We start from the raw sequence: 21,657 nt of genomic DNA, 5'->3' as shown, positions 1-21,657 counted from the left end.
AGGCTGACATACCGTCCTGTCCGGATCGCGAGAATCGCTTGGAAGGGCGCGTCTTGCGCGCCCGGGAACCGGCTCGGCCCAATTCTCAAGGATGTCGCATGACCTCGTTGACGCCGCTGTCGGCAACAGTTGCGGAGCCGGAGGCGCTGTCCACGCTCCCGACACCGGCGCGTCCCCGCGTCGACCCGGCCGACGTCGTGGTACCCGACGGCTACCGCGTGGAGGTGGTGCTCGTCGGCCTGTCGATGCCGTGCGGGATGGGTTTCGCCGAGGACGGAACCCTCTACGTCCTGGAGGGCGGCAGCACCTGGCCCACTCGCCCCTACGTCCCGGCCCGGATCCTGCGACTGGACCCGGACGGCCACCTTGGCGTGGTCGCCGAGGAGGATCTGGGCGGGCCGCGGCACGTGGCGGTGCACGGCGACGCGCTGCTGGTCTCGTGCAAGGGCGGGCGACACGCCCGGATAGATCGCATAGACCTTGCCAGCGGGCGGACCGAGGCGCTGATCGATGGGCTGCCCAACGGCGGTTGGCACGAACCGGGCGGGCCGGTGTTCGGCCCCGACGGGCTGATGTACTTCGCCCAGGGCTCGGTGTCACAGCAGGGCGTGGTGCTGCCGCAGGGGTTCCAGGTCGACGTCGCCCGACACATCGGCGTGCACGACGTACCCGGCGAAGATGTCGTGCTGACCGGCAACAACGTGCAGACGTACGACCCGACCGCACCGTATCCGTACCTGGTGGAGACCGGGCCCTTCAAGCCGTTCGGCACACCGGCACGGCCCGGGGAGGTGGTGCGCGGCACGCTCAAGTGCAGTTCGGGCCTGTGGCGCGCCCAGCCCGACGGCAGCGAGATGGAGCTGGTGGCCTGGGGCCTCCGCAACCCGTACGGGATGGCCTTCGGCGAGGACGGCAACCTCTACGTCACCGACAACGACTTCGAGGAGACCGGGGACCGGGCGATCCGGGCCGACCCGGACCGCATCTGGCGCATCGACGCCGCTCGCACCCGGCACGGTTCGATCGACCGGCCCGCCTGGTACGGCTTCCCCGACATCTGCGGGGACGGCCTGCCCGCCTGGCACGAATCCCACCTGCCTCGGCGAGGACGACCGGCGGAGCCGCTGCTCAAGGACCCGCCGCCGTGGGCGGGGCCGGCCGTGTTCCTCGAAGAGCCGCACTCGGCGATGGCCGGTCTCGACGTCTCCCGCAGCGACGCGTTCGGTTACCGGGGGCGGCTGTTCGCCTGCGAGTGGGGAACGCTCGCCCCGCTGAACTCGCCGGACCCGACGGACCTGGAGCACGGATTCCGGGTGGTGGCGGTGGACCCGACCGACGGCACGTGCGAGGTGTTCATGCGCAACTCGCGGCCCGGACCGGCCTCCGCGCTGGGCACGGGTGGGCTGGAGCGTCCGGTGGACGCCAAGTTCGCGCCGGACGGCAGCCTGTACGTGCTCGACTTCGGCGTGTCCCGGGTCACGGAGGCGACGCAGATGTCCTACGGGCACACCGGCGTGCTGTGGCGTGTCGTGCGTGACGGGAGCCGGGGGTGAACCGCCCGCTGCTCCTGGAACTCGACCACGACACCGTCACCGCTCAGCTCGACCGCGTCGTACCGTGGCTGGTCACCACCCGCACGCTGCAATCCGCATACCGCAAGATCCTGGAGGACACCGCGGACGAGGTCGGCGAGCCGCACATCCGCGCCTGGCTGCACGAGATCGCCGCGCCGGCCCGACAGCACGAAGAAGCGGTGGCGGACCTGCGCCGCGCCTTCGGCCACCAATCGGCGACAGGGACGACGGCTGCCGCCCCGGCTGCCGCCACCGCCCTGAGTGCGCTGCGTGAGCTGACCGGCGAGGCGCAGGGCGTGGTCGCGGGCGCACGGGGACGGGCGTGGCGGCACCTGCGCCTGCTGCTGCTCAGCAACCTCGACGCGATCAGCGGCTTCGCGGTGGCCGAGCAACTGGCTCTGGCGCTGGGCAGACCGGCCGTTGTGGACATCACCTTTCCCATCGTGGCCGAGAAGACCCGGCACCAACTTCTGATCCGCGAGTGCTTTCTGGAGATGGCGTCGAACGCGATCCTGTACCGGCGCGACGTGTGAGCCAGCCTCGGCACTGGGGGTATCCCCTGCTGCTCACCGGCCTACCGGCCGCACTGCTGGCGGTCTTCGGCGCGGTGCAGGCGCTGGAAGCGCCACTGCTGACCGACCCGTCTCCCCTGCTCGGCAGGGCAGGGCCGGTAGCGGCCGCGACCAGCCTGGCCCTGCTGCTGGCCGACGTGGCACTCCCCGTGCCGTCCAGTCTGGTGATGGTCGCCAACGGCGCTCTGTTCGGTGTGCTTCCCGGAACGCTGCTGTCGCTGCTCGGCGGACTCGGGGCCACTCTCGTCGCCTTCGGCCTCGGCAGACGCAGCCGCGGCCTGCTCGCCCGCACCACCACGTCGGCGCAACGCGCACGGGCCGAACGGCTGCTCAACCGATACGGTCTGCTCGCCGTGCTGGTCACCCGCCCCGTACCGGTGCTGGCGGAGACCGTCGCCCTGCTCGCCGGCACCACCACGCTCGGGTGGTGGCGCGTCACGTTGGCGAGCGCCGCGGGGGTCCTGCCGGCCGCGCTGATCTACGCGGCTGCGGGCGCCACCGCACAGCGCGGGCTGTCCTGATGTCAGGCCGGTGCAGGCGGTTCGTCCAGCCCGTCATCGCTCACGGTCGTCTCGTGCGGAGATAGGCGAATCGACGACCGGGACCGCGCGCACCGCCGTACGGTCAGAGGCGTGGGTCCGTCGGCCGACTCCCGTCGGTCCGGTCAGCGTGGCCCACGGTCGACGTGTGTCTTCCGGGAGGACACGATCGGACGTGACCATGAAGTCGCACCGAGTCGCCGCCCCCTCGGCACCCACCCCCACCATCCTCACCCTGGGCGTGGAGGAGGAGTTCCTGCTCCTGGACCCGGCAACCGGGGAGAGCCTGCCCGTCGCGGACCGAGTGCTCCACACGCTGTCGGGGACCGCTCGGGAGCAGAGCCGGCACGAGTTCCGGCACAGCATGGTGGAGATGGTCACCCCCGTCTGCACCGACCTGGCACAGCTGCGCGAACACCTGGTCGCGCTGCGCGGTGCCGCCGCCGAGGCGGCGAAGGCAGCCGGGGCACGCCTCGTCGCGGTAGGGGCCACCCCGGTGTGCGAAGCGCACCGTTCGGTGCCGGACGAGCAGCGCTACCACGCCATGTCCCGCCGGTTCGGTCCGGTGGCCCACGACCCGGCGGTCTGCGGCTGCCATGTCCACGTCGGGGTGCCGGACCGGGAGCTGGCCGTGCAGGTGTGCAACCACCTGCGCCCGTGGCTGCCGGTGGTGCAGGCGCTCACCGCCAACTCCCCCCTGCACGACGGAAGGGACACCGGGCACGCCAGCTGGCGGTCCATGCAGCTGGAACGCTGGCCGAGCATCGGACCCACCCCGCACTTCGAGTCGGTCGCCGAATACGACGCCACGGTGCAGGAGTTGATCGCCGCAGGGATCATGCTCGACGCGGCGATGGTCTACTGGTACGCCCGCCCGTCGTCCGCGTACCCGACCGTGGAGGTCCGGGTCGGCGACGTCTGCCCCACCGTCGACGACACGGTGCTGGTCGCCGCGCTGGTCAGGGCGCTGGTCGCCACCATGGCCGACGACGTCCGCGCCGGGGTCCGCGCCACTCCGGTCCGGGACTGCCTGGTCGCCGCCGCGCACTGGCGAGCCGCTCACGACGGGGTCGACGGTGACCTCATCGACCTGCGCGGCGGCGGCGCCCGTCCCGCCTGGGACCTGATCGACGAGCTCCTCGTCACCGTCACGTCCGCGCTGACCCGGCACGGCGATCTGGACGCGGTGCTGCGCCAGCTCGACCGGATACGCCGGGACGGCACCGGCGCGACCCGACAGCGGCGGATCATGGCCCGCACCGACGGCGATGTCCGCGCCGTTCTGGATCACCTGACCGCCCAGACCACCGCCTGCTGATCGGCGGCCGGGGCCGACCTGAGCCGGGTGAGCGAGCGCGCCGGGCGTCAGTGGATGTCGTGGGTCTGGAGCCAGAGTTCCAGCAGGCCGAGCTGCCAGAGCTTGTTGCTGCCGGCCGCGGCCTGCGCCTGGGCCGGTTCGGCGAGCAGGTCGGCGACGTACCCGGGCCGGAACAGGCCGCGCTCGCGGGCGGCCGGCGCGGTCAACGCCTCCTCGACGAGGTGCCGCACCGGCCCGTCGACGTTGCGCAGGGCGGGCACCGGGAAGTAGCCCTTGGGCCGGTCGATCACCTCGGCGGGCAGCACCTCCCGGGCCACCTCCTTGAGCAACCCCTTGCCGCCCTGGGCCACCTTGTGCTCCGGCGGGCAGGCCGCGGCGAGGGCGACGAGGTCCTGGTCCAGGAACGGGGTGCGCACCTCCAGCCCCCACGCCATGCTCATGCTGTCCACCCGCTTCACCGGGTCGTCCGGCAGCATCAGGTGGGTGTCCAGGCGCAGCACCGCGTCCAGCGCGGTGTCCGCGCCGGGCGCGGCCAGGTGCGCGTCGAGCAGTTCGCGGCTGGCGTCGTGGCCGCACGCGTACGCCGGGTCGACCACCTGATCCAGTTCCGCGTGGTCACGGTCGAAGAACGCGGCGGCGAACGCCTCGGCGGCGCCGTCGCGGGGTACCCGGGTGAGGGGCTGGTGGTAGGCGTAGCCGGCGAAGACCTCGTCGGCGCCCTGTCCCGACTGGGCCACCTTGACCTGGCGGGCCACCTGCTCGGAGAGCAGGTGGAAGGCGACCACGTCGTGACTTCCCATCGGCTCGGTCATCGCCTCGATCGTCCGGCGGACCGCCGGCACCAGGTCGTCGTTGCCGAGTTGAATGCGCTGGTGGTCGGTGCCGAAGGCGGCGGCGACCAGGTCGGAGTAGTGGAACTCGTCGCCCACCTCGCCGCCGCGGCTGTCGAAGCCGATGCTGAACGTCTGGAGGTGGTGCTGCCCGGCCTCGGCCAACAGCGCCACGATCATGCTCGAGTCCAGGCCGCCGGAGAGCAGCACCCCGACCGGTACATCCGCCACCAGCCGCCGGCGCACCGCCGTGCGCAGCGCATCGCCGGTCGCGGCCTGCCAGTCCCGCGCGTTCATGCCGACGTGTGCCGGGTCCCGTTGGTAGTCGGGCCGCCAGTAGACGCGCTCGCGGCTGCACCCGTCGGACTCCACCACCCGCACCGTGGCCGGGGGGAGCTTGCGCACCCCGCGCAGGATGGTCCGGGGCGCCGGCACGATCGAATGCCAGGAGAGGTAGTGGTGCAGCGCCACCGGGTCGATGCCAGTGTCCACGTCACCGGCGGCCAGCAGCGCCGGCAGGGTGGAGGCGAACCGCAGCCGCCCGGACGACTCCGCCAGGTAGAGCGGCTTGATACCCAGCCGGTCCCGGGCCAGCACCAGCCGGCGCCGCCGCCGGTCCACGAGCACAGCGGCGAACATGCCGACCAGGTGGTCGACGAAACGTTCACCCCACTGCGCGTACGCCACGAGGATGACCTCGGTGTCACTGGTGGAGTGGAAGGTGTGCCCGGCCTCCCGCAGCTCGTCGCGCAGCTGCGGGTAGTTGTAGACGCAACCGTTGAAGACGAGCCCCAGCCCCAGGTCCTCGCGCACCATGGGCTGGCCGCCCGCCTCCGACAGGTCGATGACGGTCAGCCGACGGTGTCCCAGGGTGACCCAGCCGTCGTTCCACAACCCTTCGCCGTCGGGGCCCCGGGAGCGCATCGCCTCGGTCATCCGGGTCACCGCGCCGGCGTCGGGGGTCGCGCCGTCGAACCTCGCCTCACCGCTGATGCCGCACATCTCACCGGTGCCAGATCGCTCGACGTGCACGCAACACGACAACACTCCTGCCATCGTCGTCTGCCGGTCGATCGGCCGGCGGTACCGGAGCCGGCGACTACCCGATGCCCACCCCGGGAAACCCGACCGCCCACCTGGCGTTCTTCGGCGCGCGCCGCCGGCGACGGCGGCGGACGGGTGTACGACCGGCTTCCGGGGGTAGGGACATCTCCGGGTCAAGAAATGCGCCCTGAACCGCCGCTGCCGCACCGTCGCGTGGGCAAGCGGGTGATCCCCGGCGAAGGGCGGAGGCGCCATGTCGACAGATCCGGTCTTTCCCGAAGAACGAGGACCTGCCCGATCCTCGGCCGAAGGGCGACCAGGATTGCGTGACCCCATCATGTCGTTGTCGTTGAGCTGCGACGGCGCCACCAAGGTGATCACCGCCAGTGGCGAGATCGACATGAGCAACGCCCACCTGCTCGTGGAGCTGGTGCAGTTTCTCTGCCGTCCTCCGCTGCCCCCGATCGCGCTCGACCTGTCAACGGTGACCTACCTCGGGGCGCCGGGAGTGGCTGCCCTGCTGCAGGTGCGCGAGCTGGTCACCTCGGCCGGTGGGCGGCTGACCCTCCGTAAGGCCCCGCCCTTCGTGCTCCACGTCCTCGGTGTGACCGGCGGGCCACCGCAGCCCGATCTCGACATCGCCTCGGCCCGGGCCACGGTGACGGCACCTCCGGTCGTCACCCGCCTCCCGCTGGCCAACGGGCACGGCGGCAGCCGGCGGCCGGCGCCACGAGGCTCCTTCGACGGCACTGTCCCTGCCGACCAGCCGGCGCCTTCCGGCTGACCGAGACCTCCCCTCGACACCAGCGCCTGCTGGGCGATCCCGGATAGCACCCGACGGGCGCACCCCGACGCGAATGGAGAGCCATGTTCAACCCGCTGGACCACAAGGGGATCCCCCTGGAGAGCCAGATCCGCAACTGGCGTGAACTGAACGTCGAACCGATCGATCCCGAGGCGGTCGACCCCTACACCCGGTGCCGGATCATCACGATGAACGGCATCGAGGTCGAGGCGATCAACTTCCAGCACCAGTTCGCCCGCGTCTGCCCGGACCAGGAGGTCCGGCGGCAGCTCGCGTACGTGCGGTACGTGGAGAGCCAGCAGCAGCGGGTGGTGAACTGGCTGCTGCCGGGGGTGGCGAGCGTGCTGGAGACGACCCTCGGCTACGAACAGGTGGCTGTCGACCTGACGGCCTGGGTGGCCCGGCACGAACCGGACCCCTACCTGAAGCAGGCGTACGAGTTCGGGGTGCTGGAGGACTTCGACCACCTGTACCGCTACGCGAACCTCTACGAAATGGTCGAGCGGCGCAAGGCGGAGAAGATCGTCGACGGCCTCACCGAGGTCATGCCCGGCCGGCCGACCGTGCAGGAGCACCGGCACCCGTTCGACGAGGTCCGTACCCCGTACGACCGCAACTCGGTCGACCCGCGCTCCAAGCTGAACGCGTTGACGATCCTCTCGGCCGAGCAGCAGGTGATGTTCTACTACATGAACGTCGGCCCCCAGTACATGGAACCGATCGCGCGCCAGCTCTACCAGGAGATCAGCCTGATCGAGCAGGAGCACGTCACCCACTACGAGTCGCTGCTGGACCCGGGCGAGAGCTGGTGGGAGCGACTGCTGACCCACGAGTACAACGAGTGCTGGTTGTACTACTCCTTCCTGCAGCAGGAGAGCGACCCGCGGATCAAGGCGGTCTGGGAGCTGCACCTGCAGATGGAGCTGGCCCACCTGCAGCAGGCGGCCGACCTGTTGCGCCGGCACGACGGCCGCGAGCCGGAGGAGATCGTCGGCAGCGCCGGCCTGCCCGAGCCGCTCACCTTCGAACCGAACAAGGAGTATCTGCGTCACCTGCTGGCCACCCAGATCGACCTCACCAAACTCGGCGAGGGCTACGTCACGGAGGCACACGAGCGCTTCGAGTGGATGCAGCAGCAGCTGCACGGCGGTCAGCAGCCGCCCACCGAGCAGGTCATCGACATGCACCGCGAGCGCTTCGGCGACGAGTACCGCATCGAGACCGAGGGACCGCACCCGGTCGAGGGGCTGCGCGCCCGGGAAGGTAGCCATGCCTGACACCGATGCCCCGACCACGCCCGGGCCCGAGGAGGACGTGGTCGACCTGCTGCTCGCCCAGCACGCCCGCGTCGAGCAGCTCTTCCTGCTGGTCATCGGCGACACCGGCGACACCCGCCGGGAGGCGTTCGACGACCTGGTCCGGCTCCTCGCCGCGCACGAGACCGCCGAAGAGGAGGTGATCCATCCGCTGGCCCGGACCCTGCCCGGTGGTGGCGGCGGCGCGATGGTCGACGACCGGCTCGACGAGGAACGCCAGGCCAAGGAGACGCTGAAGACCTTGATCGCCAGCGGCGTCGACGCCGACGGCTTCGACACCGGCATCATCCTGCTCCGCGACGCGGTCCTCACCCACGCTCGCTACGAGGAGCGCTACGAGTTCCCCCGGCTCCGACAGCACGTGCCGGCCGACCGGCTGCGTACCCTCGCCGCCGCCGTCCGCGCCGCGGAGGCCGCCGCGCCGACCCGACCACACCCGAGCGCACAGTCGGCCAAGGGCAACCTGGCGGCCGGTCCCGCGCTGGCGGTCGTCGACCGGGTCCGCGACGCCCTCCGCAAGCCGTCCGTCGGCTGAAGCACCACGCGCGGAAGCAGTGCGCTGCCGGGGCACCGGCCGGTCGGCCGGGACGCGGCGGCGAGCATCGGGGGCCGGTCGGTCAGCGCTGGGCGACGGGAGCCGCGGGCGTCGGCGCGTCGACGGGGCGCGCACCCATCGACCGCAGTATCGACAGCACGGGGTCGAGCTTCTCGTACAGGACCAACAGGACGTCCCCCGGCCCGCTCATGGCCGTCGCCTTCGTGATCGCCTCGGCGACATCCGGCGCCTGCTCGCACCGGACGCCGGGATTCTCCCTCCTCATCTCCCGGCACATCAGCTCGGGGACTTCGCCTGCCGACCGGCCACGCAGGTCCGCGTCGGGATAGACCACCACGCGAGCGAACATTCGACCGATCACGCGCGCGGAGTCGGCGAGCAGCTGGTCGGAGCGGTCGCCCGGCAGGGTCACCGCGGCCACGCAACGGTCCGCGCCCCACAAGGTCTGTACCGTGCGGGCGACCGCCTCGATGGCTGCCGGATTGTGGGCGTAGTCGACGAAGACGTGCACGTCGTCGACGCGCAGCAGCGTCCCCCGCCCCGGATTGCGGTCGTACGGGCTGAAGGAACGCAACTGCGCCTCGACCACCTGCCTCGGCGTCCCCAGTTCTCTTGCCGCTGCCGAGGCGGCCAGAGCATTGGCGATCATGTGCCGGGCGGCGCCGTTGAAGGCTCCCGGCAGCTCCGCCGCCGGCAGCAGAGGCGTTCGACCTTGCCCGGCCATCTCCACCAACTGCCCGCCGGCGAGCGCATACGCCGTACCGCCGTCGGCGCAGTGCTGGCGGACCACTGGATTGTCGGGGTCCAGGCTGAACCACACGAGCCGCTTGCGCTCGGCGCGCACGCGGGGACGGGCGATCAGCTCACGCAGGTACGGATCATCGGCGTTGAGAACGAGGGTGCCGCCGTCACGTACCCGTTCCGCGATCAGTGCTTTGACATGCAGGACGTCCTCGACGGTGTCCAGCCCGTCCTGGCCGAGATGGTCGGCGGTGACGTTCGTGATCACCCCCACGTCGGTCCAGTCGTAGCCCAGCCCCTGGCGCAGGATGCCGCCCCTTGCCGTCTCCAGTACCGCGGCCTGCACGGTGGGGTCGCCGAGCACCGCCTGCGCGGAGCGCGGTCCGGTGGCGTCCGCTCGCTGGACCAGGCGCCCGTCCAGGTAGATGCCGTCGGTGCTGGTCAATCCGACCCGGAGCCCCGAGCCGGCCAGCAGGTGAGCGGTAATCCGTGCGGTGGTGGTCTTGCCGTTGGTACCGGTGACTGCGACGGTGGGAATCCGGCCGTCTCCTCCACCGGGGAACAAGGCGTCGACGATCGCCCCGCCGACGTATCGGGGTGTCCCGACTGACGGCGCCAGGTGCATGCGTAGACCGGGAGCGGCGTTCACCTCGATCAACGCCCCGTCGGCACCGCCGTCGAGCGGCGGAGGTGCCGCGATGTCGGGCAGGCGCAGGTCGATGCCGGCGATGTCGAGACCGACGATGGCGGCCGCCCGGCCACACAGCTGGGCCAGCTCCGGGTGCACGCGATCCGTCACGTCGATGCTGGTGCCTCCGGTGGAGAGGTTCGGCGTGTCACGCAGCCAGACGGTGCGACCGGCGGCCGGGACAGCGTCAGCGGCGAGCCCCTGCCGCCGGAGCAGCGCCGTGGCGTTGCCGTCCATGCGCAGCCGGGTCAGCACCTTCTCGTGGCCGTTGCCCCGACGGGGATCGGCATTCAGCCGTTCCACCAGCTCTTCCACGCTGTTGGTGCCGTCTCCGACCACGTGCCCGGGTATCCGTTCGGCCGCGGCCACGACCCGCCCGGCCACGACCAGCACCCGGTAGTCGCGGCCCTCGATGTACTGCTCCACCACCACGTCGCCCTCAGCCGCGAAGAAAGCCGCGGCCACCGCTTCGGCGGTGTCCAGGGCCAGGTGTACGTGCCGACCCTGCCGGCCGTTGACGGGCTTGACCGCGACCGGCCCTCCCAGGTCAGCGAACAGATCCAGGGCCTGTGGCAGCGTACGGGCCGGTCCCCCGGCCGGGACCGGGATACCGGCCCGGTGCAGCAACTGCCGGGTCAACTCCTTGTCACCGCAGATCTCCAGACCGATGGCGCTGGTCTGGTCGCTCATGGCCGCCCAGGCCAGCCTCCGACGGCACCCCTGACCGAGTTGCAGCAGGCTCAGCGCGTTCACCCGCTCCACCGGTATTCCCCGCCGACGGGCGGCATCGATGATGGAAGCCGTGCTCGGCCCCGGCGCCTCCTCCTCGAATTGGTCCCGCAGCGCGGTGAGCGCCCGCTCGTGCTCCGCCGGCCGCCCGGCCAGCACCTGCCGGACTGCCAGGATGGCGGCCTCCAGCAGTGCCCCCGGCAACGGGGAATCTGCCCGCTCGTCCTGCGGGCACTCGATGACGAGGTCGTAGAGACCGGCCGCACCGCCGGAAACCGTACGACCGAAGCTGACCGGCCGGCCGATCAGGTGGGACATCTCGATCGCGACGTGCTCGACGACGTGACCGAAGTAGGTGCCGCCATGGAGGCGGGTGACGAAGCCACCCGGCTCGCCCGCTGCGCAATGGTGCTCTGCCAGGCCGGGGAAGGCGTCGAGTATCCGGTCCGGGAAGCCGACGAAGTCGTTGCTCTCGCGCTCGGTCAGGTCACCGAGCGCGACCCGGACAACCTGCACCGGTCGGTCGAGGTAGACGTTGGGCCCCCGCAACCGGCGAACATCCAGCACCTTCACGGCGCACCACCGTCCCCGGTGCGGACGATGCACGGCTCCCTGTCGTTCAGTTCGAACGCGTAGCCGGCGGGCAGCACGTGCAGGCGGGCCCCGACGATCCCGATCGGGCCGTGCGGACCGGCGAGAACTTCGACGTGGCTGGCCGGCCCGGCATCGACCATGGTCACCGAGCCACTGCCGATCACCTCGAACCGCTCCCCCTCGACGACGAGCGCGGTGTCCTCGTCAATCCCCACGCCCAGCTCATGCGGGAAGTTCGCGACCGCGCTGAGCAGGCGGGTGAGCCGGCCCCGTTCGGCGAAGTGCATGTCGATGAGCAGGTGGGGCAGGAACTCCATGCCCGGCCCGGTGCGGACGCTGTCGCTGTTGACCCCGACGCCCTCGCCGCCCAGCACCATGGTGCTCGACATCATCGCCGCACCGGCACTCGTACCGGCGAGCACCAGGCCGTCCCTGACCCTGGCGTGCAGCAGCGAATCGACGCGGGTTCCCCCGAGCACGGCGGCGATCCTGAACTGGTCACCACCGGCGAAGAAGACTCCGGTAGCCGCCGTCAGCACCCCTCGCGCATGTGCCGAATTGGCCTGTACCCGGTCCTCCAGGCGCAGCGCACAGACGTGCTCCACACCGAGCGCGTCGAAGACCTGGAGGTACTCCGACTCCACGCGGCGCGGCTCACCACTGGCCGTGGTGATCACCACAATCCGCGCCCGCGGCCCTCCCGACAGGTTCACGAACCGCTCGAGGATGCCCGTGCCGTCCGAAGCCCTCCGCTCACCTCCGCCGATGACGACCATCCGGCGGCTCTCCACTCCAGCAGTTCTCCGGGGAACACCCTCCGCCATCGACCACCTCACCGAACCAACACGCGGGCGGCGCCCGGGAAACGGACGCACACATGCAGGCGCCGGGAGCGACAGACGGACCCGGCAGCTCCGAGCGTGCCGGCTTACCCCTCGCGGCCGTGCATAGTCTCGACTGCCGCCCCTGACCGAAGATTCGAGAAACCTCGGGGTGCGCGTCGGCATTGCGCCGGCCGGACGGGGCCAGGACCGGGTTGCGCCCGCCCCTCCCCTGCCGTGGGTGCGCGCAGGGGAGGAGCAGGTGCGGCAGTTCAGCGCCGACGGGCAGGCGATCTCAGCGGGCGGACCGCATCCAGTCCTGGTAGTGCGTGGGTGCCAGGTGTGCGTCCGGGCCCGCGATGAGCACGTCGCCGGTGACGGCCGCGAACATGCCGGCCCCGTCGTCCCTGACGACGTTCCGGTTGTCCTGCTGTGCGGCCAGGGTGACCCGGCCGAGGTCGTCGAGGGCGAAGACATCCGGACCGGCGACATTGCGGATGCCCTGCAGCGGCGTCCCGGTGGCGACGTCCACCACCGCGTCGACGACGTCCGCGGCGGCCATCGGCTGAATACGGGTGCCGGGCAGCCGAACGGTGGTGTCGTCGGAGGTCCAGGACAGGACCGCGTTGACGAATTCGAAGAACTGGGTGGCACGCATGATGGAGTACGGCGTGGGCCCCTGCCGGAGCAGGTCTTCCTGCAGGGTCTTGGCGCGGTAGTAGTCGAGCTGGGGCACCTGATCGACGCCGACGATCGAGAGGACCACCTGGTGCCGGACGCCGGCGCGCTCCCCGGCGGCCAGCAGGTTGGTCATGGAGGTACGGAAGAAGCCGAGCGAGGCCTCGTCGAAGGTCGGCGAGTTGGAAACGTTGACGACGACGTCGGCGCCCGCCAGCGCCTGGTCCAGGCCCTTCCCCGTGAGCAGGTCGACGCCGGTTGACGGCGACGCGGGGACGGCCTCGTGTCCCGCCGCGGTCAGCTTCTGGGCCACCTGCGAGCCAATCAGTCCGGTACCACCGATGACTGTGAGCTTCATGGCTCTCACCCTTCCACGCGCGCCGCGCGGGCACGCCAGATTTGTCGAGGACCAGCCTCGAACTCGGACAACTCTTGTCCGAGACAGTAGTCGGATAAACTTTGTCCGAGTCGAGCGGGGGGTCGGATGAAGCTGTCAGGTGGGGTCGAGTGGGCACTGCACTGCTGCGTGGTGCTGACCACGGCGACGGAGCCGGTGCCGGCGGCCCGGCTCGCGGAACTGCACGACGTCTCCGGCAGCTACCTGGCCAAACAGCTGCAGGCACTCTCCCGCGCCGGCCTCGTGACCTCCGTCCAGGGCAAGGCGGGCGGATATGTCCTGACCAGGTCACCCGAACTGATCACCATGCTCGACGTGGTCGCCGCCGTCGACGGCGCTCAGCCCGCGTTCGTGTGTACCGAGATCCGCCAGCGCGGCCCCCTGGCGACACCGCAGGAGGCCTGCACCCGGCCGTGCCCCATCGCCCGCGCGATGGCCGGCGCCGACGCCGCCTGGCGCGCCGCCCTCCAGGCGATTTCCATCGCAGACCTCGCCAGCAGTGTCGACGACGACTACGGCCCTGCCGCGCTCGCCGGCCTCGGCACCTGGCTCGCCGCGCGGCACGAGGGCGACACCGCGACCGGCGAGCAGAGTTGATCGCGGAGGGCGCCGGTCGGATCCAGCGTCCCGACCTGCACCCGACGCGGTTGACCCGGCCCGAAGACGATGATCGGCCGGTGGGCGAAGCCCTCGCTTCGCCCACCGGCCGACTCCCCCCTTGGGGGAACTCTCACGGCTGCCATCGGTCCTGTCGATGCAGGTTCGACGACGTCACCTACCGCCGCGGTCCGCAGCGCATGCCGCGGCACAGGCGGTCCTATTCGCTGGAGCGTGACCGCTGCTGCTCGCGGAACTGCTCGACCGGCAGGCCGCCCCGGCCCCAGTTCTCGGTGTCGACCTCGTCGATGACGACGAAGGTCGAGTCCAAGGGCTTGTTGAGGACGTCGCGCAGCAGTTCGCTCACGCCCTTGATCAGCGCCGCCTTCTCCTCGGCGGTAGCCGCCGACGCGCCAGGCGTGCTGCCCTCGCGGGTGATCTGGATGTTGACGATCGGCACTGGAGGCTCCTGTCTACGGGTTGCGGTGAGGGTGGTCAGCGTCCGGCGTTCTGGCCGCCGTCGACGTGCAGGATCTCGCCGGTGACGAAGGGCGCGGATTCGAGGTAGATGACGGCGTCGACCACGTCGCTGGTCTCGCCGATCCGGCCGACCGGGTGCAGGCCGGCAAGGGCGTCGTGGGTCTCGACCGGGTGCATCGGGGTCTTGATGATCCCGGGTGCGACAGCGTTGACCCGGACCCCACGACTGGCGTACTCGATGGCCAGGGACTTGGTCGCGGAGCTGAGGCCACCCTTGGTCAACGAGGCGAGCGCGGACGGGACGTGCGCGCTGGGCTGGTCCACCAGGCTGGTCGTGATGCTGACGATGTGACCGCCGCCGGCTGCCAGCAGGTGCGGCAGGACCCGCCGGGTGAGGTGGAAGAACCCGAAGAGGTTGACCTTGGTGACCTGGTCGAGATCCTCGTCGGTGTAGTCGGTGAACGGCTTGGCGACGAAGATGCCGGCGTTGTTGACCAGGCTGTCGATACGGCCGAACCGCTCCACGGCCGCGTCGACCACCCGCTGCGCGGTGTCGGGGTCGGCGATGTCGCCCCGGATGGTGACGACGTCCGAATCATGGGCATCGCCGATCGAGCGTGAGGTTGCCACGACGCCGTATCCGAGCTTGCGGTACGCGTCCACGAGGCCGGCGCCGATGCCCTGGGAGGCACCGGTGATCACGGCAACCTTCTGAACCTGACTGCTGCTCATGACGAACCACTTCCTGACTGGCCGAAGCCCTGGTAGGACGGCGGCTGACGGGGCCGGGAGCCGCGATCGCGGCAGCCGGATGACCACTAGACGACTGGTCGACTAAAAGCTAGCCGACCGGTCGTGTATCGTCAAAGCATGGGTAGGACCAGTGACGCACGGAACAAACTTCTCGACGCGGCCGCCACGCTGATCGAGCAGCGCGGCTACGCGGCGCTGGGCGTAGCCGAGATCTGCACGACCGCCGGCGTGCCGAAGGGCAGCTTCTACTACTTCTTCGAGTCCAAGCAGGCACTCGCCCTCACCGTCATCGACGAGCACTGGGCGAGCCAGCGCCGGCAGTGGGAGGAGTTGCTCGGCAGCGGACACGACCCGCTGCGCCGCCTGCGGGACCTGTTCGAGGCCACCGAGGAGGTGCAGCGCACCGGGCAGCAGCAGGTCGGGCTGGTCGCCGGCTGCCTGTTCGGCAACCTCGCCCTCGAACTCAGCAACCAGGCGGAAGAGATCCGCCGTCGGCTCCAGGAGATCTTCGAGGCCCAGATCGACCTCATCGAGCAGGTGGTCATCGAGGCGAAGAAGCAGGGCCAGGCCGGTCCGTCGGTCCAACCCCGGGAGGCCGCCCGGTCCATCGTCGCGCAGATCGAGGGGCGGGTCCTGCTCGCGAAGCTGCTCAACGATCCGGGGCAGCTGGAGACGCTGTGGCGCAACTGCCTGGACCTGCTCCAGGTGCCGGCGCACGCCCGGCCGACTGATTGAACGACCCGAGCCGTCGGAGAAGCTCCCCCGCACCCGCAGGTGTCCCCGTGCGGATGAGCATCGGGCGATACGGCTGCCGGCCCTGGCCCCGCCGAGGACGATCGAGCGTGCGCCAGGCGGCCCCTCACCGAGGGACCGTGGCGCGCCATAGCGGGCACCGTCGGTCAGTGCGGTTGGCGAGGCAGGGAGCCACACGTGTCGAAAACGCCGTATTCGGACCTGGCCGAGCGAGCGCGAGAGCTACCGACCGCCCCGGTGCCGCAAACCGCCCTGGGCCCCGAGGTCCCCAAGGCCGGGTACGTCCTGGAGGAGATCGCCGACGGAGTGTTTTGGCTCAGTGAGGGCATGTACCAGATGATGTTCGTGGTCACGGACGAAGGCGTCATCGCCGTCGACGCGCCACCCACCCTCGGCCACAACATTCTCCGCGCAATCGGCAGCGTGACCAGCCGATCCATAACCCAGGTCGTCTACAGCCACCAGCACTCCGACCACGTCGGAGCGATGTCGGTCTACCCCGAGGACGTGCCGCGCTACGCGCACCGCGTCACGGCGGAACGACTCGCGCTGCTCCGCGACCCCAACCGCCCGCTGCCGACACACGTCTTCGACGACACGGTGACCATCGAAGCGGGAAACCACAGCCTCCAGCTCGACTACAAGGGCCCCAACCACGCCGAGGGAAACATCTTCATCTACGCCCCGACGCAACGCGTGCTGATGCTCGTGGACGTGATCTTCCCCGGCTGGGTCCCGTTCTCCAACCTCGCCGTCTCCGCGAACATCCCCGGCTTCGTCAACGCTCCCGAACAGGCTCTCGAATACCCCTTCGACAAGCTCGTCGGCGGACACGTGACGCGGCCCGGCACCCCGGACGATGTCAGGATCCAGATCGAATACCTGAAAGACCTGCGCTCCACCACCGAGGCAGCGCTCTCCTCGGTCGACGTGCAGAAGATCCTGGCCCCGGTCGACGCCACCAACGCCTGGGCCATCTTCAAGGCCTACCTCGACGCCGTGGCCGCCCAGGCCGCCGATGAACTCGTTCCGCGGTGGAGCCAGCGTCTGGGTGGCGCCGACATATTCACCCTGCCGAACGCCTGGGCAATGGCCGAAGCCCTCCGGTTGGACTACGGCAGCATGGGCCCGTTCGGCATCGTGCCCTGACGCGACCACGGCAGCAGCAGGAGGTGTCGGTGTCGGCAACATCCGGGCGTCCCACGCCTGCGGATCCGATGGTCACCGGGACCACCCGTCGCGTGCCGAGCGGCGCTTGCCGTGACCTCCCGCCCGAGTTGGGACCGGACGCGATCGGCGTGTTGGAAGGGCGCACCTTCATGCTCTCCGACGCCGTGGGGAACGTGCCGGACGGGTCCATCGGCGGGCTCGTGCACGACGACACCCGCTTCGTGAGCAGGTGGGTGCTGACGATCGGCGACGCACCGCTGCTGGTGCTCTCCTCCGGCACCGTCGACCCGTACTCGGCGGCCTTCTTCCTGGCCAATTCGGAGCTACCCGGGCTGCCGGCCAACCGGGTCGGCCTGCGGCGGCAACGGTTCGTCGGCGACGGGCTCTACGAGCGCGTCGAGCTGCGCTACTTCGGCATCGAGCCGGCCCAGGTGCGGCTGCGGCTCGCGGTGGGAACCGATTTCGCGGACCTGTTCGAGATCAAGGAGTCCGGCCGGGACCGCAGCCCGCACATCGTCCGCCGGCACGCGCCGGACGGCTCGGCCCTCGAGTTCGCGTACCGCAACGGCGACTTTGCGGCGATGATGCGGATCGAAGCTGATCCGCCGGCCGACCAGGTGGACGGCGACGCGCTGGAATGGAACCTGCGGCTGGTCCGCGGACAGCAGTGGGGCTGCGAGCTGTGGGTACCGCTGCGCTGCGGCGAGGAGGACTACCGCCCCACGCCCCGCGAGTTCGGACAGGCCGTCGACCACGGCATGGAGGATCCGTCGACCCGGTGGGCGGCGAGCAAGCCGCACCTGCACGCCGACACCGACCTGGTGCGGGACGTCTACCACAAGTCCGCGGTGGATCTCGTGTCGATGCGGATCGAGAAGACCATCGCCGGGGAACCGGTCGTGCTGATCGCCGCCGGCCTGCCGTGGTTCCTGACCGTCTTCGGCCGGGACACCCTGATCACCGCCTACCAGACCATGATGTGCGGCCCCGACGTCGCCCGCGGCGCCCTGATCGTGCTGGCCGCCCACCAGGCCACCACGTTCGACGAGTTCACCGACCGGGAACCCGGCAAGATCTTCCACGAGTACCGGTCGGGCGAGCTGACCTTGCTCGGCCTCAAGCCCTACCGCCCCTACTACGGCGGCGCCGACACCACCGCGTTGTGGCTGATCCTGCTGTCGGAGTACTGGCGGTGGACCCGCGACGACGAGTTCGTCCGCCGGCTGCGCGGCAACGCCGACGCCGCCCTGGGCTGGATCGACCACCACGGCGACCGCGACGGCGACGGCTACGTCGAGTACGCCACCCGCTCCGAGCAGGGCCTGGGCAACCAGTGCTGGCGGGACTCCCCGGACGGCGTGCAGTACGCCGACGGAACCGTCCCGGTCCTGCCGATCGCCACCTGCGAGACGCAGGGCTACACCTACGACGCCAAGGTGCGCCTCGCGGAACTCGCCGACGGCCCCTGGCAGGACCCGGACCTGGCCCGCCGGCTGCGGGCGGAGGCCGACCGACTGCGTGAGCAGTTCGACCGGGACTACTGGATCCCGCGCCGCGGCGGCTACTACGCCGTCGGGCTGGACGGGGACAAGCGGCCCATCGACTCGATGACCTCCAACATGGGTCATCTGCTGTGGAGCGGCATCGTGCCGGAGGACCGCGCCGGGCACGTCGCCCGGCAGCTCATGTCCGACGAAATGTTCTCCGGCTGGGGTGTCCGCACCCTGTCCACCGTCGACACCGGCTACAACCCCATCGGCTACCACCTCGGCACCGTCTGGCCGCACGACAACTCCATCATCGCCGCCGGCCTCGCCCGCTACGGCTACCGGGACGAGGCGAACCGCATCGCCATGGGCATGCTGGAGGCCGCCCGCCACTCCGAGCACCGCCTGCCGGAGGCGTTCTCCGGCTACGACCGGTCCTTCGGCCGCCAACCCGTGCCCTACCCCACCGCCTGCAACCCGCAGGCCTGGGCCAGCGGTGCACCCCTGCTCCTACTGCGCACCATGCTCGGCCTGCAACCGCAGGCGGACACCCTCGTCGCCGACCCACATCTGCCCGACGAACTCGGCCGAATTCGCCTGCACGACGTGATGGCCGGGGGCCGGCGGTGGGACCTCGACGCCATCGGCCGCGACAGCACCCTCACGGAAGCGACGTGACGGCCGGGAGCGGAGGGGGCGGGCGGCGTGTCGGTCGCAGGAGGTAGCGGGCGGCGTCGTTTCTTCGGCACGGTCAGTCCCATGGATGAGGTGGGCTTCCTCGCAGCCCTGATCGCAGGGGAACCGTCCGGTACGCCGACGTCCGGCGGGCTCTGGGGCGCGGGTGAGCCGACGCCGGGTGCCCGGCGCGCCGCTGAAGACGTCACGAGAACTTCGAGAGCCGTCATCGGGCTCGCTTCGCGGCGCTCTCCGCCGCGAGGCTGAAGGCGTGGATCAGCGCGCTGGCGGCATGAGTAGCCCTGTGTCAAGCGGTGGTCGCCAGGACGGCCTGCAGAGCTCGGTGGCGGATGGGGTCGTAGGGGACGCAGTCTTGCCAGCAGCGCCAGATCACGTGCAGCCAGGCGCGGGCGAGGATTCGTGTCGCGTGGGGGTGGTCGTGGCCCCGCGCTCGGGCTCGTTGGTAGAGGTCGGCGGCCCAGGGGTTGGCGTGGTGGGAGTCGCCGGCGAAGTCGATGACCGCTGCACGGAGTTGTTTGTCGACGGCCCAGCGGAAGCCGACGACTTTCACTTTCCCGGACTGCCTGGTCGAGGGTGCGGCGCCGGCCAGGCAGGTGAGTGCCTCCGGTGTCGGGAAGCGGCCGCGGGCGTCACCGATCTCAGCCAGAAGGCGGGCCGCTCGCACGATTCCCGCCCGGGGCAGGGACGTGAACACCTCCGCGTCGGGATGCTGGAGCAACTGGACCTCGATCTGTTCCTCCAGCGCGTTGATCTGCTCGCGCAGGGTAGTAAGCCCAGCCACCAACGCGGCGGTGACGTGCGCCCGGGCGGTGGCTTCAGGACCGGTGGTTCCGCGGGTAGCCGCGAGCAGATGGGCGTGCAGCAGCCCGGCTCGTGCCGGGTTGGGGTAGGAGACGGCGTGCAGCCAGTTCTGCAGTCTGCGTGGCGACAGCCAGTCGACCTTGTCCTGAGTCGGGAACCGAGTGAGGAAGCTCAGGGTGATGGCGGAGTCGATGTCGCGGAACAGCCCGATCACGCCGGGGAGAACGTGTTCGAGGTGGGCTCGGAGTTGATTGGCCATCGCGACCCGGGCGGCGATGAGGTCCTTGCGGGCGCGGACGGTCATCCGCAACGTGAGTGTCGCGGGAGAGTCGGGGGTGAGGGGACGCAGGCGGTGGTGATCGGTGCGGACGGTGTCGGCCAGGACGTAGGCGTCGAAGCGGTCGTCCTTGTTGCCGGCTGCCCCGTAGCGGCGGCGCAGGTGCTTGATCTGGTTCGGGGCGATCACGAAGACCGTGAGTCCTGCCTCGAGGAGGGCCTCGACGACGGGCCCGTCGGGACGTTCGATACCGACCTCGAGTACCCCGGTCTGCTGCAGGCAGCGCAGCAGCTTCCGCAGCCCCGTAGCGGTGTGTTCGACGATCATCCGTTGAACCTCGACACCGTCGAGGCCAACGATCGCGAGGGCGTGTTCAGTGCTGGCCCAGTCGATGCCCGCGGTTGGTCGACGCATCGAGGGGTCGTGTTCGACACTCATGGTGTCCTCCTTGCTGTTGCAGCAGCAGGTGGGCACCCAGTGGTCTCAGGACACGGAAGCCAGTCGCTCACTGATCGGCGCTCGACGGCGCTCAGCCCTGTCGCCAGTCATACGTGTCCTGGGACCACCGGGCCCCGCGGAACTCATGCCGGACCTCTCAGGGTCGAGCGGACGAGGCGGTGGCCCGGTGGGGACCAGGTGCGCCGACGACCCGAAATCGCCGGCACCAGACACGGTGCCCGACGAGACCGCCGACAGGAAGAGTCTGCGCAGTGAGCGGGCCAGATGAGTGCCCATCGCAGCAGTGGAGCGTCGTGGATGGGGACGTAGGCAACGTCGGGGCGGGTGTAGTAGCGCTGCGCCTGCTCGCCGACGGGGAAGACGCCAAGCCCGGCCCCGACCATCGCCAGCAGCTCGTTCAGCGTCCGAGCGGATGCGCCGCGCGCGACAGGGCGACCCATCGGCGTCCGTCCGGGAGAGCGTTCGTCGGAGTAGGCGTCCGGGACGTCGGCGAAGCGCAGGACGGTCGTGTCCCCCAGGTCCTCGATGGAGACCGACGCGCGACGGGCGAACGGGTGCTGTGCGGGTACCGCGAGAATCCGGGCCTCCTCGAGGAGGACGGGGCCGGTCGTCAGGTCTTTGTCGAAGACGGGCAGTGACGCGAATGCGACGTCCACGGTACGGTCGCGCAACCAAGGCAACACGTCCGCGATCTGTGCCTCTCGGACCTGCACGGTGCAGTCGGGCAGCTGATGGCGGAGCACCTCGGCGGCGCTGAGCAGCAGCTGACCTCCCGCAGCGCCGACGAAGGCCACCCGTAGCGTCCCGGTGCCACCTCGGCCTGCCGCGACCGCCGCCTCGACAGCGGCGGTGATCTGCGCCCAGGGCGGCTGGATCTCCTCGTACAACCGGCGGCCCAACCCGGAAAGCTCCACCCGCCGGCTGGTGCGGTGAAACAGCGGCGCCGACCTGCCGCTCCAGCTTGCGGATCGTCTGGCTCACC

The 21,657-nt window shown here is 70.5% G+C and carries 19 protein-coding genes; 11 read left to right on the top strand and 8 right to left on the bottom strand.

Annotation, left to right across the window (positions count from 1 at the left end):
* Positions 1–98: 98 nt before the first annotated feature.
* From GA0074696_RS13990 to GA0074696_RS13975, 4 genes are all read left to right on the top strand, one after another.
* Complete coding sequence (locus GA0074696_RS13990) at positions 99–1,553, top strand: PQQ-dependent sugar dehydrogenase (RefSeq protein WP_088961512.1); 1,455 nt, start codon at positions 99–101, stop codon at positions 1,551–1,553.
* Positions 1,550–2,107 (top strand): hypothetical protein, encoded by a 558-nt coding sequence (locus GA0074696_RS13985; protein ID WP_088961511.1) that lies wholly within the window; start codon positions 1,550–1,552, stop codon positions 2,105–2,107. Before GA0074696_RS13990 ends, GA0074696_RS13985 begins: the two co-directional genes overlap by 4 nt.
* Positions 2,104–2,667 carry a VTT domain-containing protein gene (locus GA0074696_RS13980; RefSeq protein WP_088961510.1) on the top strand — a complete coding sequence of 188 codons (564 nt, stop codon included), beginning with the start codon at positions 2,104–2,106 and terminating at the stop codon, positions 2,665–2,667. Before GA0074696_RS13985 ends, GA0074696_RS13980 begins: the two co-directional genes overlap by 4 nt.
* A gap of 199 nt (positions 2,668–2,866) precedes the next feature.
* Positions 2,867–4,003, top strand: coding sequence for a carboxylate-amine ligase (locus tag GA0074696_RS13975; protein ID WP_088964550.1), 1,137 nt, complete (start codon positions 2,867–2,869; stop codon positions 4,001–4,003).
* A 47-nt stretch (positions 4,004–4,050) separates the two neighbouring features.
* Here the strand turns inward: GA0074696_RS13975 and GA0074696_RS13970 are convergent, their stop codons facing one another.
* The gene (locus GA0074696_RS13970; RefSeq protein ID WP_088961509.1) at positions 4,051–5,835 is read right to left on the bottom strand and encodes an N-acetylglutaminylglutamine amidotransferase; all 1,785 of its coding nucleotides are present in this window, start codon (positions 5,833–5,835) and stop codon (positions 4,051–4,053) included.
* Positions 5,836–6,199: 364 nt separating this feature from the next.
* Between GA0074696_RS13970 and GA0074696_RS13965 the strand changes: the two genes are divergently transcribed.
* The 3 genes from GA0074696_RS13965 (at position 6,200) to GA0074696_RS13955 (ending at position 8,533) form a co-directional block, all read left to right on the top strand.
* The gene (locus GA0074696_RS13965; protein ID WP_157745906.1) at positions 6,200–6,661 is read left to right on the top strand and encodes an STAS domain-containing protein; all 462 of its coding nucleotides are present in this window, start codon (positions 6,200–6,202) and stop codon (positions 6,659–6,661) included.
* 83 nt (positions 6,662–6,744) lie between these two features.
* Complete coding sequence (locus tag GA0074696_RS13960) at positions 6,745–7,959, top strand: hypothetical protein (protein ID WP_088961507.1); 1,215 nt, start codon at positions 6,745–6,747, stop codon at positions 7,957–7,959.
* Positions 7,952–8,533 carry a hemerythrin domain-containing protein gene (locus GA0074696_RS13955; protein WP_088961506.1) on the top strand — a complete coding sequence of 194 codons (582 nt, stop codon included), beginning with the start codon at positions 7,952–7,954 and terminating at the stop codon, positions 8,531–8,533. Before GA0074696_RS13960 ends, GA0074696_RS13955 begins: the two co-directional genes overlap by 8 nt.
* An 82-nt stretch (positions 8,534–8,615) precedes the next feature.
* On the opposite strand, the gene cphA is transcribed toward GA0074696_RS13955, so the two are convergent.
* From cphA to GA0074696_RS13940, 3 genes are all read right to left on the bottom strand, one after another.
* A complete protein-coding gene (cphA, locus tag GA0074696_RS13950) occupies positions 8,616–11,285 on the bottom strand; it encodes a cyanophycin synthetase (RefSeq protein ID WP_088961505.1) in 2,670 nt (889 codons plus the stop codon).
* Positions 11,282–12,082, bottom strand: a complete 801-nt coding sequence (locus GA0074696_RS13945; RefSeq protein WP_231925370.1) for a cyanophycinase — start codon at positions 12,080–12,082, stop codon at positions 11,282–11,284. Before GA0074696_RS13945 ends, cphA begins: the two co-directional genes overlap by 4 nt.
* Positions 12,083–12,422: 340 nt before the next feature.
* Positions 12,423–13,163: an SDR family oxidoreductase gene (locus GA0074696_RS13940; RefSeq protein WP_088961503.1), complete on the bottom strand. Its 741-nt coding sequence runs from the start codon at positions 13,161–13,163 to the stop codon at positions 12,423–12,425.
* Positions 13,164–13,289: 126 nt separating this feature from the next.
* On the opposite strand from GA0074696_RS13940, the gene GA0074696_RS13935 reads away from it, so the two are divergent.
* Positions 13,290–13,799 carry an RrF2 family transcriptional regulator gene (locus GA0074696_RS13935; protein WP_088961502.1) on the top strand — a complete coding sequence of 170 codons (510 nt, stop codon included), beginning with the start codon at positions 13,290–13,292 and terminating at the stop codon, positions 13,797–13,799.
* 220 nt (positions 13,800–14,019) lie between these two features.
* On the opposite strand, the gene GA0074696_RS13930 is transcribed toward GA0074696_RS13935, so the two are convergent.
* Together GA0074696_RS13930 and GA0074696_RS13925 are read right to left on the bottom strand one after the other, a co-directional pair.
* Positions 14,020–14,259 carry a tautomerase family protein gene (locus GA0074696_RS13930; protein WP_088961501.1) on the bottom strand — a complete coding sequence of 80 codons (240 nt, stop codon included), beginning with the start codon at positions 14,257–14,259 and terminating at the stop codon, positions 14,020–14,022.
* A 35-nt stretch (positions 14,260–14,294) separates the two neighbouring features.
* Positions 14,295–15,011, bottom strand: coding sequence for an SDR family NAD(P)-dependent oxidoreductase (locus tag GA0074696_RS13925; RefSeq protein ID WP_088961500.1), 717 nt, complete (start codon positions 15,009–15,011; stop codon positions 14,295–14,297).
* Positions 15,012–15,149: 138 nt separating this feature from the next.
* Between GA0074696_RS13925 and GA0074696_RS13920 the strand changes: the two genes are divergently transcribed.
* From GA0074696_RS13920 to GA0074696_RS13910, 3 genes are all read left to right on the top strand, one after another.
* Positions 15,150–15,767, top strand: a complete 618-nt coding sequence (locus tag GA0074696_RS13920) for a TetR/AcrR family transcriptional regulator (RefSeq protein WP_088961499.1) — start codon at positions 15,150–15,152, stop codon at positions 15,765–15,767.
* Positions 15,768–15,962: 195 nt separating this feature from the next.
* A complete protein-coding gene (locus tag GA0074696_RS13915) occupies positions 15,963–16,934 on the top strand; it encodes an MBL fold metallo-hydrolase (RefSeq protein ID WP_157745904.1) in 972 nt (323 codons plus the stop codon).
* 68 nt (positions 16,935–17,002) lie between these two features.
* Positions 17,003–19,120: an amylo-alpha-1,6-glucosidase gene (locus GA0074696_RS13910; protein ID WP_088961497.1), complete on the top strand. Its 2,118-nt coding sequence runs from the start codon at positions 17,003–17,005 to the stop codon at positions 19,118–19,120.
* A 304-nt stretch (positions 19,121–19,424) separates the two neighbouring features.
* On the opposite strand, the gene GA0074696_RS13905 is transcribed toward GA0074696_RS13910, so the two are convergent.
* Both GA0074696_RS13905 and GA0074696_RS13900 read right to left on the bottom strand, forming a co-directional pair.
* On the bottom strand, positions 19,425–20,654 hold the full coding sequence (locus tag GA0074696_RS13905) for an IS110 family RNA-guided transposase (protein WP_088961496.1): 1,230 nt from the start codon (positions 20,652–20,654) through the stop codon (positions 19,425–19,427).
* Between the two features lie 143 nt (positions 20,655–20,797).
* Positions 20,798–21,589, bottom strand: a complete 792-nt coding sequence (locus tag GA0074696_RS13900) for a LysR family substrate-binding domain-containing protein (RefSeq protein ID WP_157745902.1) — start codon at positions 21,587–21,589, stop codon at positions 20,798–20,800.
* Positions 21,590–21,657 lie beyond the last annotated feature (68 nt).

Origin of the sequence: Micromonospora purpureochromogenes, from assembly GCF_900091515.1 — a bacterium.
Lineage (GTDB): Bacteria > Actinomycetota > Actinomycetes > Mycobacteriales > Micromonosporaceae > Micromonospora > Micromonospora purpureochromogenes.
Note: the sequence above shows the minus strand (reverse complement) of the source record. Positions and strands in the feature narration are given on the sequence as shown.